The organism is Desulfosceptrum tomskiensis (genome assembly GCF_049818055.1).
Classification (GTDB): Bacteria; Bacillota; Desulfotomaculia; order Desulfotomaculales; family JASEER01; genus JBFLVT01.
Window position 1 is genome coordinate 1593606 of sequence record NZ_CP187479.1, and the last position, 14705, is coordinate 1608310.

Sequence of the window (14705 nt, forward strand, 5' to 3'; positions counted from 1 at the left end):
CTACATCCCTCCTTTCTTTATGGAATACGAGATCGTAGCCAAGGCATCCATTTCCCGGTTTGTCTTCCGCGTCACCTCCCTTTCGAAAGCATTTTGCTGCTTTTGTTTCAGCGACTCCAGAACCATACGTTCCTTCATCGCTGTTACAGCCTCGCTGCGTTTGCTGTCAGCCTCCTGCAGGCTTTCCTGCAGTTCCCGCTCGGCCTGGGAAATGCGCGCGTCGAGCAGGCCGCGGTAGGCCTCAAAATCGACCATGGCTACGATATCGGACAGGTTGATACCGGACTCCTGAACGTTCGCCAGCATTTCCTTGAGTTTTGCGAGGTTTTCGCGGCAGGCTTGAGTAGCGGCATCGGCCGCCGCCAGTTCCTGCAGCACAGCCTGTTCCCTCGCCGACTTGACCTGCAGCACCGGTTCCAGGCTGAAAGCAAACTTGGACATCAGTCAGCATCGCCTCCGAGGATTTGTCTGAACATCGACAGCGTGGTTTCGAACTCGCAGTATTCAGTCTGGTCCTGCTGGAGAAAGTTTATCAGCTCGGGGTATACGGCAAGGGCCTGGTCCACAAGCGGGTCTGAGCCCTTAACGTAGGCCCCGATGTTGATCAAGTCCTCGGCCTTGCGATAGGCCCCCAGCAACCGCTTGGCCTTTTGGGCAAGTCTTACGTGTTCCTCCTCGGTCACGTCGGGCATTAAACGGCTGTTGCTCTGGAGGATGTCGATCGCGGGGTAGTAGCCGGCTTCCGCCAGTTCCCTGGAGAGGATGATATGCCCGTCAAGGATACCCCGCACCGCATCGGCAATGGGTTCCTGCATATCGTCCCCTTCCACCAGCACGCTGTAGAAACCGGTGATCGTACCCCTGGCGTTGGTCCCGGACCGTTCCAGCAGCTTCGGCAGGGCCGCGAACACCGAAGGCGTGTAACCCCTGGTCGTCGGCGGTTCGCCGATAGCCAGGCCGATCTCTCTCTGGGCGAGGGCGAAACGTGTCACCGAATCCATCAGGAACATAACGTTGTGTCCCCTGTCGCGAAAGTATTCCGCGATAGCCGTGGCCACCGCGGCGGCGCGCACCCGCACTAAAGCCGACTGGTCAGAGGTGGCCACGACAACGACGGACTTGGCCAGGCTGTTGCCGAGGTGGCGTTCCAGGAAGTCCCGGACCTCGCGGCCGCGCTCCCCGATCAGGGCGACGACGTTCACGTCCGACGCGCAGTAGCGGCAGAGCATGCCCAGTAAAACGCTTTTCCCCACCCCGCTCCCGGCAAAAATCCCCAGCCTCTGCCCCCTGCCGCAGGTAAGGAGAGCGTCGACGGCCCGGATGCCGGTCGGCAGGGGCTCCTTGATGCGCGGCCTCTCTAGAGGATTGGGAGGGTTGTTGTCCACCGGGAAGGACTCCCCTGCGATGTGCTTGCCGCTGAAGGGCCGGCCTAACCCGTTGAGCACCTCGCCCAGCAAGGCCTCTCCGATCGTGATCGTCAGCCGGCGCCCGGCGGGCGTTACCAGGCAGCCGGGGTGCACGCCCTTTAAGTCGCCGAGAGGCATCAGGAGCGACACCCTGTCGCGGAACCCCACCACTTCGGCCTTTACGGGTAAAGGCTCGCGGGGGACGATGATGTCGCAGACCTCGCCGATCGGCACGCTAAGGCCCACGACTTCCACGGTAAGGCCCACGACCTTGCTCACCTTGCCGCTGACTCTGAGAACCGGGGCACGCTGCACGTTGGCAACCCAGCGGTCCAAATCGATGTTCACCGCACCGCGCGCCATCGCCTAACCCAACCCCCCACCGTCAACGATATTTTTCAACTGCATCCCAAGGCCTTGCGGATGCTTTGCCATCGCACATCCCAGGAAGCATCAACCAGGCCGTCGTCGGTGTCGATTTTACAAGCCCCCCGCGGCAAGGCCGGGTCTTCGATAATGTTCACCTCGCTGCCGGGAACCACTTCCAGCAACGCGTTCAAATTTTCCCGCATGACGCCGGCGTCATCGGTGCCGGCCAGGATGGTTATCCGCGGTCTGGCGCGCACGACAGCGAGGGCCTCTTTAACGATGGCGACAACGGTGTCTTCCTTGAGGGCAAGCTGTTCGGCGACCAGTCTTTCGGCGATGGTGCAGGCCAAGCTCAACAGCGCGGGCTCGAGGTCGTCCAGGGTCTGCCGGTAGATCTCCCGTGCCTGCTGCAGGACGCCCAAAGCCTGCCGCCGGATTTCAGCGGCTTCCTGCTTCGCCTTGTTCATACCCTCGCGGTAGCCTTCCTGGAACCCCTGTTCCCGGGCCTTGGCGCGCAGTTCCTCGCATTCGGTCTCCAGTTCCCGGCGCAAGGTCGCCTCGTCGCACACGGGGCGAATCAGGGCCGCGGGCGAAAGGGTTCGCAGGGGCAGCGAGATCTTGCTCCTGTCTTCAAGGAGGGTCCCTTTAAGAATCCGTTCGCTAGATAACAAGGGCATCTTCCCCTCCTCTGGAAATGACAATCTCACCGGCCTCGTCCAGCGAGCGGATGATCTTGACTATGCGCTGCTGGGCCTCTTCAACTTCGCGCAGGCGCACCGGGCCCATAAATTCGATCTCTTCTTTGAGCATCTGCGAGGCGCGCTGGGACTGGTTCTTGTAGATGCGCTCGCGCACGCTCTCGTTGGCGCCGCGCAGGGCGAGGGCCAGGACTTTATTGTCAACTTCGCGCAATATGCGCTGAATCGAGATGTCGTCCAGTTTAACGATGTCTTCGAAGATGAACATCTGCTGGCGGACTTCCTCGGCCAGGCCCGGATCGTCGTACTCCAGTTCTTCCAGGATCTTCTTTTCTGTCGCGCGATCGGCCTGGTTGAGGATCTTGACCAGCGCCTGCAAACCGCCCACAGTGTAACTCTCTTGCTGGACCAGGGCGGCCATCTTACGTTCAAGGATTTTTTCCACGTCCTGAACCACCTCGGGGGAGGTCTTGTCCATGAGCGCGATGCGCCGAGCGACGTCGGCCCGGATTTCCTGGGGCAGCATCGACAGGCAGGCCGAGGCCTGGTTGGGCTCCAGGTAGGCGAGGATCATAGCGATGGTTTGAGGGTGCTCGTCCCGGATGAAGTTGGCCAGGTACCTGGGTTCCGTCTTACGCAGGGCGCTGAAGGGCAAAATCTTCGAGGTGCTGGTCAGCTTCTTGATGATCTCGGAAGCTCTATTCGGCCCGACGGTTTTCTCCAGAAGCTCCTTGGCGTATTTGATACCGCCCTGGAGAATGTACTGCTTGGCTTGGTACAGGTCCTCAAACTCGGTCAGGATGTTGTCGCGCGTCTCGGGGGAAACCCTCCCCATGTTGCTGATGGTATAGGTGATTCTTTCAATATCCTCATCGTAGAAGTTCTGGCGAAGGACCTGGGACGACAGGTCGGCGCCCAGAGCCAGCAGAAGTACGGCTGCTTTTTCAACGCCTGTTAATGTCCTTGCCATCGCTTATCTCCCCTGATCGGTAGTCAGCCAGACCTTGATGATTTCCGCCACCTGTTCCGGTTTCTGCTTGGCCAGCTCGCGAATCGGCGACGGGTCTTTGCCGGACTGCTTTTGGCCGTCGAGCTGTCCGATCATAACCGGCGTGACCTCCTGGACCGCAGGCTGTTTAGCGGGAACCTTGCGCCCGCGCAGCACCGACATCGCGACAAACCCGATAATCGCGAGCAGCAGCGCCCCGCCGCCGGCCGCGACGTACAAAAGCCACCTGTTCTTTTGCGTAGCCGGTTCGGGAGCCGGTTCCAGGTCTTCCTCCGCGCCGGGCTCAAAGGCCAGGCTGGACACCATCACCTGGTCGCCGCGCTGCTCGTCCAACCCCAAAGCCGCCGCTACAACCTGCTGAATCTGCTGCTGGCGGCCCGGCGCCACCGTATCGTCCACCACAATGGCCGCCGAGATCCGCTTTACCGCCCCCGGGGCCTTGACAGTGGTTTCATGCACCGTCCCGACCTGATAAGTTTTGCTCGATTCCTCGCGCTCGTACGAGGACCCGGCACCCTGGCCGGTATTGTAGGTAGGCACCTGGGAAAGGCTGTTTTCGGTCTCCGGGATCCCGCCGGCCCGTCCCCCGCTGCCCGTTTCGCGCGAATTGTGTTCGGTAAGCACCGCGGAGTTCTCCGACGGGATATTCGAAACCAGCTCCTGGCGGTCGAAGTCCAATTCGGCCGTCACCTGCACGACGAACTTCCCGGCGCCGAGGACCCGTTCGAGCACGGAGTGCACTTTCTTCTCGCACTCGCGCTCGAAGGTGCGTGTCGCTTCGTGCTGGGCCAGGGCCGCGCCGGTCAATTCGTCGGCAGCCATGTCGCCGTTCAAGACGCGTCCCCGGGCATCAACGACGTGGACGTTTTCGCTGTGCAGCCCCTCGACGCTGCCGGTAGCCAGGGCAACGATGCCTTCGACCTGCTGGCGCGAGAGACCGGCCCCCGGCTTCAGCTTCACGACTATGGAAGCCTTCGCTTCCGCCTCTTCGTCGCTAAAAACGCTCTTCTCGGGGATCACCAGGTGGACCCTGGCCTGCTCGACCTCGACAAGCTGGACGATGGTGCGACGGAGTTCTTCCTGGAGGGCACGCTGGTAATCGACTTTCTGTTCGAACTCGGTCACGCCGAACCGAGTCTTGTCAAAGAGCTCGAAGCCAGGTCCGTCAACACCGATGGCGCCCGAGGTAGCCAGTTGGATACGGGCCTCGTGCACCTTGCTTTTGGGGACCTCGATCGTCGTTCCCTGGTCCTTGAGGATGTAGGGGATCTTCATTTGTTTCAGGCTTTCGGTGATCGTGCCCGCTTCCTTGGGATCGAGCCCTGTGAAGAGCGGGGCGTAGTTCACCGTCTTCAGCCAGTTGAAAAGGAGATAGACGCCCGCAACGAAGGCGATCAGCAGGAGCACGACTGCCCCCTTTTGCACGGCGGACATGGCCTGCCAGCGACTTAGCAGGTTCCCCTGTACCGGCTGGTCAGCCACCCCTTAAAACCTCCCTGTCATTGGACGTAGGACATAGGACGTAGGACTTAAGGAAGAACTCGGGAATCAACTTCAGGCCGGGCCCGCTACGCTCACCTGTTTCGGCCCTACCCGCGAAACCATCATAAACCGTATCGGTTGTAGACCGGTATTTCGGCTGTTCCGTACCACGTACGACATACGACCGACGACTGATTCTAAGTCAGGAATCAGCGTAACCGGTTCCTTCCGGGTTCCCGACGACGAACGACCGTTTTTGAGTCAGGAATCGGCGTAGCCGATTCGGTCCTCTGTTTCCGACGACGGACGACCGTTTAGACAGGCATGCGTGACAGCTCTTGATAAGCCTCGACCAGCTTGTTCCGGACTTCCAGGGAAAGCTGCATCATCAGGTGAGCCTCTTCAAGGGCGATCATCACCTGGTGTACGTCCTTGACCTCCCCGGAGAGAAAGCCCTGCACGGCCTTGTCAGCCTTGACCTGCGAAGCGTTCAGCTCCTCAATCGCCCTGGTCAGGACCTCCCCGAAAGCCGGCCCTTTCGCTGCTCCAACCCTGTTATCCGTAACAAGAGTCGGTACGTTGTTGATCGAAGCGATATCCTTTATCATCGGTTCCCATCCCCCTGCATCCTGCATCTACATCCTACATCCTACATCCTATACCCTACACCGTCCTTAGAACTTAGAGCTTAGGCTCCAAGTTCTAAGGCTTTTAAAAGCATCTGTTTCGACGCCTCAAAGGCTGATACGTTGGCCTGGTAAGCTCTCGTTGCGCCGATCATGTTCACCATTTCCTGCCCGAGGTCGACGGCCGGGTAGGCTACGAAGCCTTTAGCGTCGGCATCAGGATGGCCGGGCTCCTGCACCCTGACGGGTGAAGAGGGATCGGGCACCAGCGCGGTCACCGCCACCCCGCCGGAAAGCATCTCCGTAAAGACGGGCATATTCCGGCGGTAGGGCCCGCCCCCGGGGGTCCTGGTGGTATGGATGTTGGCGATGTTGTTGGCCAGCAGGTCGAGGCGGAAGCGCTGCGCGGTCATCCCCGAACCGCTGATGCGTAAGCCGGAAAAGAACACGCCCATTTTAGCTACCTCCTACCCTGGATAACTTCGCGCAGGATAGCAATATGCTTTTTTAAACACTGCGTCGTGGTGTTGTACATTAAGGAGTTGGCGCTAAGCTCGATCATCTCTTCTTCCAGGTCGACGTTGTTCCCGTCCGGGCGGAGCGACGGGCGGTTGTCACGGACGACCCTGGGCTCGACGCCCACCGTTGCGCCCCCGTTAAGGGTGCGGTCAAGCACCTGCTCGAAAACCACACGTTCCTTTTTATAGCCGGGGGTGTCAATGTTGGCGACGTTCTTGGCCGCAGCCTTTTGCCGCAGGGCCTGGGCATCAAGACCTTTATGGAGAAGCGTTATGGTAGGGTCGTTAAGGATGCGCACGATACATCCCTCCCAAAAATCTCACCGTGTAATAAGAGAAGGCTACCCCGAAACCGGGATAGCCTTCATTTCTCTCTCCCGTTTCGGTAACCGGCTACCTTAACCAACTTGACAGTGGCTTTAGGTCCTTGGCTTTGCGTCCCCATCTTTCGATAGGTTTGCCTTTTCGACGGAGTATTATCTGCTTGGCCAAACAATGGCGGCGTTTCCATCTCTAGCTAAGTTTACAGTCAATCTACACAAGTTGACAATAGTTGTCGAAATGCCGCATTTGCCACCGATAAAAGTTTATGGAGGGAACTCCCTGATTTACCGCCCTAACGGCAGGAGGATAACCGCTCGAAACGACGTAAACCCGGGAGTCAAACGGATTGCAAAAGACGGGGAGGCCTTGCATGGCAAGACCTCCCATGATAATGGACGGGTGAAACAAGCATATAGCTACTATAACAAAGTTTTATAATGGTATCGCCTTAAAATGTATCCCTGTCCAAGACAAAGACACCACAAGCCTGATGAAACTACATCAGGCTAATTTAAAAATTTGCATGCTTCTACGCTATTATAGTTTTTGTCTTAGATGCTTGGACGTGCTATTCTGATTAGTTATGCAATTTCATCAGGTACTACTTGTTTTGTTGCAGAAACATCGCTTAGATAATATATCGGTACCCTCCCCCTAAACTTTAGCCCCCATTTGTAAAAACCCATAAAAATTTTATTAAGGGCTAAATTTGACTAAATAGGTCTTAAGTTTGCCCGGTGGGCTCCGAAATTATTGTCAGAGGGGCTTCCCGGGGGCCCTCGAGCTTTACCCAAATAAAGGGGGAAAACAGAATGCAGATTTACCACAATATCGCGGCCCTGAACGCCACGCGGCAGCTGGGCATCAACACCGTGTCGGCCAACAAGGCCCTGGCGCGGCTTTCCTCGGGCCTGCGCATCAACTCCGCGGCCGACGACGCCGCCGGGCTGGCCATCTCGGAAAAGATGAGACTGCAGATCAGGGGTCTCGACCAGGCCATTAAAAACTCGCAGGACGGGACCTCGATGGTACAGACGGCTGACAGTGCTCTCCAGGAGATTCACGGCATGCTCGACCGCATGTACGAACTGGCCAACCAGGCCGCCAACGGCCTCCTCACCGATGCTGACCGGAATGTAGCCCAGGAAGAGGTTAGCTCACTGCTCAGCCAGATTAACACTATCGCCAAGTCTACAAAGTTTAACAATAAGATTCTTCTTGACGGCAATTTTGGCGTAACCCGCAGCGGCGGCACCCTGGCAGCCACGGACGGTGCCCTTTCAGTAGACGTAGCGGGAGCCAAGGCGAGTACGACTTACACCCTGGCAAATACTACTGATGGCGTGGTCTCATTGAGTGACGGCAGTGGCAACCAGCAGACATTAAGTGGCGTTACTGGCAATTCAACGCTGAACTTCGATAAGCTCGGCGTCAAGATTGTCCTTTCAGGCGCGACCGTAACGTCTGTAGGTTCCACTCTAAATGGTAAGACAATCATCACCAGTGCTAACGATCCTGTAACCTTGCAAATCGGCGCGGAGAACAGCGTTGATCAGAGAATCGGCGTTTCGATTGCCGACATGGACACCACGGCCCTCGGCATTAACACCATCAACATCTCGACACAGACAGACGCCCAAAACGCCATGACCAATCTGGATACAGCTAAAACCACAGTTAACACCCAACGGGCCAAGCTGGGTGCTCTCCAGAACCGCCTGGAATATACGATCAAGAACCTCGGCGCGACCAAGGAAAATATGGCCACTGCCGAAGCCCGCATCCGCGACGCCGATATGGCCAAGGAAATGATGGAGTTCACCAAGTTCAACATCCTCAACCAGGCGGCCACGGCGATGCTCGCCCAGGCCAACCAGATGCCGCAGACCGTCCTGCAGCTTCTGAGGTAACGCGACTAACGCTCTTAAAGAGGCCGTTCGCTAAAAAGGGCGGCCTCTTAGTATTTCTATGATCGTTTTTAGGGCCAGGGTCCCTAAAGTTGATCCTCGCTTAACCCGATTAACGAGGTAAGAAGAGGAAACCGGAGGGGTAGCGATGAACGTTACCAAGATGGGCAACCCGCCAATCGTGGTACGTACGGCAACCGCACAGCGGCCCGGCACGGAAGTCCGGAACCAGCAGCCTTTGGAAGCGGGCGTTGCCAAACCCGAAAGCGGCCCGGTAAAACTGGAACTCCCGGCGAGCGGCGGGACCTTCCTGCAGTTTTCCGTGCACGAGCAGACCAAGGACGTCATCGTCCGGGTGCTCGACAGCGCCACCGGCGATGTGATCCGGGAGTTCCCCCCTGAAGCGATCCTGGATATGGTCGCCAATCTGCTCGACCTGGCCGGACTGCTCGTGGACGAGAAGAGATAACACCGAGGTGAACGCGCAATGTCCAACACCTTTCGCATAAGCGGCCTGGCCTCCGGGATCGACACCGACCAGATGGTCCGCGACCTCATGAAAGCCCACCGGATGCCTCTGGACAAATTGAAACAACAGCGGCAGGTGCTGGAGTGGAAACGAGCCGACTACCGGGCCGTCAACAAGGCCCTGTACGACTTTCGCACCGGTACCGCCTTTGCCATGAAGCTCAGTTCCACCTATACAAAACGGCAGGCAACCAGCAGCGACAGCAGCGTTGTAACGGCCTCGGCGTCTTCAAGTGCTTCCAGCGGGACCTATCAGGTTACGGTAGGTTCTCTGGCCACGGCGGCGTATAACGTCAGCACGGCGGCCGTTTCCGCCAACCAGGCGGACAAAGTCGACGCCGCGGCCACCCTGTGGTCGCAGCGCGCTAAGTTCGCCGACACCGGCTTCGGGTGGATCAACGCCGACGCAACGGACGCGATCAGCGTATCGTTGAGCGGCACCACATTTAACCTGACGCGCGACGCCATAGTGAGCGTCGCTTCGATCGACGTGGACGGCGTGGGATATACGGTTTTTACGGACCAGGCAGCCTACGACGCGAGCGGCGACCCGAATAAGGTCCTGGTGAACCTGAATACCGGCGGGTTAACCTTCAACAACACCATCAACGCCGGCCAGACGATTAACGCCAGCTATACTTACAACACCAAGACCTTCAAGTTCACCGTTACCACGTACGGCGACACCGGCGCCAACACGCGGGAATTCACCGTCGACGCCAGCCAGAAGAGCCTCAACGCCGTGCTGGCCGACATCTCGGCGGCTAGTGCTTTGGGCCTTACCGCCTTTTACGAGAGCGGCGCCGACAAGGTCTCGATCTCCCGAACGGCCACCGGGAATTTCAATACCTCGGGAGAGGAAATCACCGTCGGAACCACGGGATTCCTGGCCCAGGTGCTGAAGATCGACCAGGCGCTCGAGCAGGGCGGGACCGACGCCGACGTGACCGTCAACGGCCTGGCGCTGAAACAACACAGCAACACCTTCACCCTCAACAGCGTGAACTTCACCCTGAAAAAGGGAGGCACGGCCACCGTCACCGTGGCCACAGACACCGACGGTCTTGTGAGCACCATCAAGGGCTTCGTCGACAGTTATAACGCCCTGGTCGACACGATCCGGTCGGAACTGCAGGAAACCCGTTACCCGGATTACCTGCCCTTAACCGACGACCAGAAAGAGGGACTCACCGACCGCCAGATCGACCAGTGGGAGGATAAAGCGAGGAGCGGCCTGCTGCAAAACGACCGCATCCTCGAATCAGCACTTCGAGAAATACGTACGGCCTTTTACGGCGTTGTGTCTGGAGTAAGCGGCAAGTACGACCATCTCTCGGACATCGGCATTACGACTATCGACTACGCTTCCGGAGGCAGACTCCAGGTTGACGAGGCCAAATTGCGGGCGGCCATCGAAGCCGACCCCGACGGCGTGAAGGAACTCTTCACGAAATCGGGCACCACCGACGCGGAGAAAGGCCTGGGAGTCAGGCTTTACGATACTATTCAGAAGTCTCTCGACAAGCTGACCAGCCAAGCGGGCAGTTTTACCAGCTCCACCGGTTACGACAACAGCTACCTGGGTAAGACACTCCAGTCGATGGACAGCCAAATAGACCGCATGGAAGAGCATTTACAGTACCTTGAGGACAAATACTGGCAGCAATTTACCGCTATGGAGCAGGCGATCAGCAGGATGAACGCCCAGAGCGCCTGGCTCTCCCAGCAGTTCGCCGGCGACCGTTAATCATTCTAGGAGGATAATAGATGGCAATGACCAACCCCTACGCCAGGTACAAGGAAACAGCCATAGCCATCGCCAGGCCGGAGGAACTGGTCCTGATGTGCTACCGCGGTCTCGCGCAGTATGCCCGCCAGGCCGCCGAAGCGGTTGGGGCGCGCGACATCCCCGCGGCGCACCAAGCCCTGGTGCGGGCCCAGGACATCTGCACCTACCTCCGTACCACGGTGGACACGCGGTACGAAATCGGGGAGCGCCTGGACGCTCTTTACGAGTATATGTACAACCGCCTCGTCGAGGCTAACCTGAGTAAGGCTTCGGAACCCATCGAGGAAGTCCTGGCGCTGGCGGAAGACCTGAGGGACACCTGGGCCGCAGCCATACGCGCCGGCAAAGAAGGAGAACAGGGATAGCCCGGAGAAGATGATTTTATGATGTCGGTTGCGGATGACTGTACCAAGCAGCCTGCCGATCTCTGGACCAGGCTGTTTGTCTTGACGGAGAAAATCGGCGCCGTCCTCGACGGCCCGGACGGCGAAATCGACACGAAAGCCATGGGCGAACTCCTGGAGGAGCGCCGGGAATGCATGGATGCGCTCGACCGCCTGGCGGCCTTGGGGATACGCCCCGTTATCGACGACTCATTCCAAGAACTGATCAGACAGATTATCGATCTGGACCGGGAGAACCAGCGCAAGGCGGAAAAACTGCTTGCCGGAACGAACCGGAAATTGCACGAGGTCCGCCAGAGCAGGAAGGCGGTTAGGGCCTACGGCAGCAGGCGAAGACGGGATGAAGGGGTCTTTCTGGACGACAAAAAATAACGCCCTTATGGGCGTTGATGTTAGTTGTTAGCTGTCGGCTGTTGGATGGGTATAAGGTATAGGGTATAAGGTGTTATTTGGAGTGCGGGGTGTAGAAAAGGTTGGTCCGAACGACCAACCTTTTACTATCGGAGGAAGTTCAGGAGCGAGATCTGCAGCATCCTGGCCGTTGCACTGAGGGTTGCTTCGTAGACCAACTGCTGCTCGTTGAGCCGGATGACGGCGTCCTCCAGCTTCGTTCCCGCCAGGGTGTTGACCGACTCCGCCAGGTTAGCGTCCTGCGCTCCCAGTTGCTCCTTCACCGCATTCAAGGTATTGATTTTTGCTCCCACGGCGGACTGTTCGCTTACAGCCGTATTATGATGCTTAACCAAAGCATCGAGGGCGGTACCGATGGCGTCGACATCGTTATGCACAAGCGCATCTTTCAGGTCGAGCAGAGCCTTGAACATGCTGTTGCCGGCAGTGGCCGACCCCGCATCGGTGCTTTCGCCGAAAACGGCCGCCCAGTCGATGGTCTCCGCCGTCTCGCCGGCCAGGGCGCTCATCCATGGATCGGCCGACACCAAAGCAGCTTCACCGGCAGGGGTTACGTCCTGTTTTTGGACGATGTCCTCCGACACCCTTACGTACAGTTGCTCGGAAGAATTCGTCAGACCGCGTGAAGCGTTGGCCAGGACGACAACACGGTCGATTAAACCGTCCACTTCGCCGGCAATTGCCTTGCGGTCGTCCCCGGAAAGCGTCCCGTTCTTAGCTTGCAGCGCCAGTTCCTGGGCGCGGGCAAGTACGTCTACCACGCCGGCGAGGGCGCTCTCCGTCCTCTGGTACCGCCCGATCCGCTGCTCCACCATACCGGTATAGTGGCCCAGTCTGACCATCCCGGACCGCATATTCAGGAAGGATCTTAACGTGGAAGGATCGTCGCTGAGATGGTTGATCCGCAGCCCGGAGGCGATCTCTTTCCGTAGCGTCTCCATCCGCTCGGCGTTCTTCTGTATGCTGAAGATGCTGCTCTGACCCATCCAGTTAGTCGCTATGCGCACGATGCCCATCCCCCTACGTCTTACGTCCTACGTCCTACTTTCTAACGCATCTTGTTGATGAGCGTATCCAGCATTTCGTCGATGATCGTTACAACCCTCGCCGACGCCTGGTAGGCGTACTGGAACTGCATCATATTGGTCAGTTCTTCGTCGATGGAGACCCCCATAACCGACTGGCGCAGCGCCCCCACCTGCTGGACCACGGCGTTGTGCAGCCCCAGGTTGTTTTTCGCAGCGTTAAGGTCGCTGCCGATGCGGGTCAGCAGGTCGGCGTAGAGGTTGCCGATTTCCGGCTCCAGCTGGGCCACGTTGAGCGCATGTTGCGGCTGCAGCGCCTTTAGATCGGCTATAACGGTTTGCTTGTCGCCGTTAACGGCGAAATCCGCAGCGCCGGAACCGGTAAAGAAAGCGGTTTGGGCATACGCGTTAACGTCTTGTGTAAGGGTTATCGCCAGGTTGTCCAGGTCGGCCATGTAACCGTCAAGCTTGTCTACGAGCGCAAGCAGCGCCGGCAGAGAACCCGCCGGCAGGGGGTCGCCGGGGGGAACATTAATGTCCGTGAAATCGGCGACATCAACCGCCTCGGCATAGCCGTAGCTTTCAGCAATACTCTCCCACTTGCTCCCGTCGACCAACGTATGACCCATTACGACCACTGTTACCGCCCCGAAGCCGCCGCTGACGGGCGCGACCGTGAGCGGCCCGAACTTGGCCAGTTCGTCGAGGAGCGTGTCACGCTGGTCTATCAAGTCATTTGCCGTGTTGCCCAGTTGCATCTGCCGCCCTATCTCGTGGTTCAGCCGGGCGATTTTCTGGCCCAACTCGTTTATGCTCTGCAGCTGGTCGCCGATCTGCGCGTTGTTCACCTCGTCCCGAAGGGCTTGCAACTGCCCGTAGGCCACGCGGATACTGTCGGCCAGGGCCTTGCCCGCGCCGTAAACCACCTCGGCGGGAGGGTTATCGGGGTTCTGGCTGAGGTCGTACCAGGACCCGAAGAAATCGTCCAGGAACTTTCGGATACCGAAGTCGGAAGGCTCCGGAAACATGGCCTCGACACGCCCGAGAACAGCGGCCTCTTCCTCGTACTGGCCGACGTTGGCCAGGGTATTGCGCATCTGCACGTCCAGGTAGCCGTCCCGTACCCGCTGGACCTGGGCGATGTCCACACCCGCACCGAGCTGGTAAGCCCCCGTCTCCCGCAAGAGCGAGGGGGAAGGAAAGGGCGTGGCCGCTGTAAAGACGGCGCGCTGGCGGGAATAGCCCGTGCGCGAAGCGTTCGAGATATTGTGGGCCGTGATATCCATCGCCCGGGTGTGGGCCTGCAGGCTGCGCCGGGCGATCTCCAACCCCAGGAACGTCGAAGCCACAGCATATCACCGCTTTCGGTTAAACCTTGGCGTTAAGGAGGATGTTCTTCCCTTCTATCTCCAGTTGCGCGTCGGCCCCGTACTTGTGCCGGTTGCCCACCAGGTGTTTGAGGAGGAACTGGTTGAAACGATGGGCGTTGGCCGACAGGACGAAGTTGGTATTGTTCAGGCCGGCCATCCTCTCCACCAGTTCCACCAGCTGGGTGGCGACCATGTGCAATTCCAGGCTGATATCCTCCGGCGCCCTGGCCAGGATCTCGCTCAGAGTAGCATCGGGGCCGAGGCCTTCCACGGAGGCGGCGGCCAGGATCCCGGCGCGCCTCTCCTCTTCGGCCTGAACTTTCTTCTGGAACTCTTCAACAGCCCCTAAAGATTCTTGAAGCCCTGCAACGTCTCCGTCAAGCAGGGCCTTCTGTTGTACCTCGAGGGCTCGGTTGAGTTCCCTGACAATCTCCAATTCGTCCTTCAGGCACTCAATCAACTGGTTGTACAACGTCTTTACTCTTTCCACCTCACGGCGGCCTCCGGCTATTTCTCGGTATCGGTTAAACAAGCTTATCCAGCAGCCGCTCCTGGATCATACCCTCGGCAATCTTGCGGGCGTCGGCGACGTAAGTACCGTCCTTAATCCGCTGGGCGATCGACGCAACCAGGTCGGCCCGGACATTCGGGATACCTTCCAGCTCGGCCTTGTAAGCCTGCATTGCCTTGGCTTCGGCGGAAATCTCAAGCCTGTCACCCTCGACCCCGGTCGGCGTCGCAACCGGTGAGGTCGGTTTTTCACTCTTTTGCTGGGTTCCGTAAATCTTCGCCAGATCGACGGACCCGTTGTTGCCGATGTTGTTGATCTTCATCAACTT

17 protein-coding genes and 1 riboswitch are annotated in these 14705 nt (G+C 58.5%); of the genes, 5 read left to right on the top strand and 12 right to left on the bottom strand.

Features of this window, described 5'->3' with window-relative positions; translation table 11 throughout:
• The 8 genes from fliJ to flgB all read right to left on the bottom strand — a co-directional run bounded on the left by fliJ (position 1) and on the right by flgB (position 6407).
• Positions 1-441, bottom strand: coding sequence for a flagellar export protein FliJ (gene fliJ, locus ACPV0M_RS08200; protein WP_425620176.1), 441 nt, complete (start codon positions 439-441; stop codon positions 1-3).
• On the bottom strand, positions 441-1769 hold the full coding sequence (locus ACPV0M_RS08205; RefSeq protein WP_425620177.1) for a FliI/YscN family ATPase: 1329 nt from the start codon (positions 1767-1769) through the stop codon (positions 441-443). Before ACPV0M_RS08205 ends, fliJ begins: the two co-directional genes overlap by 1 nt.
• Positions 1770-1804: 35 nt before the next feature.
• Positions 1805-2452: a FliH/SctL family protein gene (locus tag ACPV0M_RS08210; protein WP_425620178.1), complete on the bottom strand. Its 648-nt coding sequence runs from the start codon at positions 2450-2452 to the stop codon at positions 1805-1807.
• Positions 2436-3443 (bottom strand): flagellar motor switch protein FliG, encoded by a 1008-nt coding sequence (gene fliG / locus ACPV0M_RS08215; protein WP_425620179.1) that lies wholly within the window; start codon positions 3441-3443, stop codon positions 2436-2438. Before fliG ends, ACPV0M_RS08210 begins: the two co-directional genes overlap by 17 nt.
• 3 nt (positions 3444-3446) lie before the next feature.
• Positions 3447-4964: a flagellar basal-body MS-ring/collar protein FliF gene (gene fliF / locus ACPV0M_RS08220; protein WP_425620180.1), complete on the bottom strand. Its 1518-nt coding sequence runs from the start codon at positions 4962-4964 to the stop codon at positions 3447-3449.
• Positions 4965-5278: 314 nt separating this feature from the next.
• Positions 5279-5572: a flagellar hook-basal body complex protein FliE gene (fliE, locus tag ACPV0M_RS08225; protein WP_425620181.1), complete on the bottom strand. Its 294-nt coding sequence runs from the start codon at positions 5570-5572 to the stop codon at positions 5279-5281.
• A gap of 80 nt (positions 5573-5652) precedes the next feature.
• Positions 5653-6045, bottom strand: coding sequence for a flagellar basal body rod protein FlgC (gene flgC, locus ACPV0M_RS08230; protein ID WP_425620182.1), 393 nt, complete (start codon positions 6043-6045; stop codon positions 5653-5655).
• A 5-nt stretch (positions 6046-6050) separates the two neighbouring features.
• Entirely contained in the window at positions 6051-6407 is a 357-nt protein-coding gene (gene flgB / locus ACPV0M_RS08235) for a flagellar basal body rod protein FlgB (RefSeq protein ID WP_425620183.1), read from the bottom strand.
• Positions 6408-6489: 82 nt separating this feature from the next.
• Positions 6490-6580: riboswitch (cyclic di-GMP riboswitch) on the bottom strand.
• Between the two features lie 664 nt (positions 6581-7244).
• Between flgB and ACPV0M_RS08240 the strand changes: the two genes are divergently transcribed.
• The 5 genes from ACPV0M_RS08240 to ACPV0M_RS08260 all read left to right on the top strand — a co-directional run bounded on the left by ACPV0M_RS08240 (position 7245) and on the right by ACPV0M_RS08260 (position 11432).
• Positions 7245-8342 (top strand): flagellin, encoded by a 1098-nt coding sequence (locus ACPV0M_RS08240; RefSeq protein ID WP_425620184.1) that lies wholly within the window; start codon positions 7245-7247, stop codon positions 8340-8342.
• 145 nt (positions 8343-8487) lie between these two features.
• Complete coding sequence (locus ACPV0M_RS08245) at positions 8488-8808, top strand: flagellar protein FlaG (protein ID WP_425620185.1); 321 nt, start codon at positions 8488-8490, stop codon at positions 8806-8808.
• A gap of 18 nt (positions 8809-8826) precedes the next feature.
• On the top strand, positions 8827-10614 hold the full coding sequence (locus tag ACPV0M_RS08250) for a flagellar hook-associated protein 2 (protein WP_425620186.1): 1788 nt from the start codon (positions 8827-8829) through the stop codon (positions 10612-10614).
• A gap of 20 nt (positions 10615-10634) precedes the next feature.
• A complete protein-coding gene (gene fliS / locus ACPV0M_RS08255; protein ID WP_425620187.1) occupies positions 10635-11021 on the top strand; it encodes a flagellar export chaperone FliS in 387 nt (128 codons plus the stop codon).
• 18 nt (positions 11022-11039) lie between these two features.
• Complete coding sequence (locus ACPV0M_RS08260) at positions 11040-11432, top strand: flagellar protein FliT (RefSeq protein ID WP_425620188.1); 393 nt, start codon at positions 11040-11042, stop codon at positions 11430-11432.
• 125 nt (positions 11433-11557) lie between these two features.
• On the opposite strand, the gene ACPV0M_RS08265 is transcribed toward ACPV0M_RS08260, so the two are convergent.
• From ACPV0M_RS08265 to flgM, 4 genes are read right to left on the bottom strand one after another with little or no spacing between them, the layout of a single operon-like run.
• Positions 11558-12478: a hypothetical protein gene (locus ACPV0M_RS08265; RefSeq protein ID WP_425620189.1), complete on the bottom strand. Its 921-nt coding sequence runs from the start codon at positions 12476-12478 to the stop codon at positions 11558-11560.
• A 41-nt stretch (positions 12479-12519) separates the two neighbouring features.
• Complete coding sequence (gene flgK / locus ACPV0M_RS08270; RefSeq protein ID WP_425620190.1) at positions 12520-13845, bottom strand: flagellar hook-associated protein FlgK; 1326 nt, start codon at positions 13843-13845, stop codon at positions 12520-12522.
• Positions 13846-13864: 19 nt separating this feature from the next.
• Positions 13865-14356, bottom strand: a complete 492-nt coding sequence (locus ACPV0M_RS08275) for a flagellar protein FlgN (RefSeq protein ID WP_425620191.1) — start codon at positions 14354-14356, stop codon at positions 13865-13867.
• 34 nt (positions 14357-14390) lie between these two features.
• Entirely contained in the window at positions 14391-14699 is a 309-nt protein-coding gene (gene flgM, locus ACPV0M_RS08280) for a flagellar biosynthesis anti-sigma factor FlgM (protein WP_425620192.1), read from the bottom strand.
• Between the last annotated feature and the right edge of the window lie 6 nt (positions 14700-14705).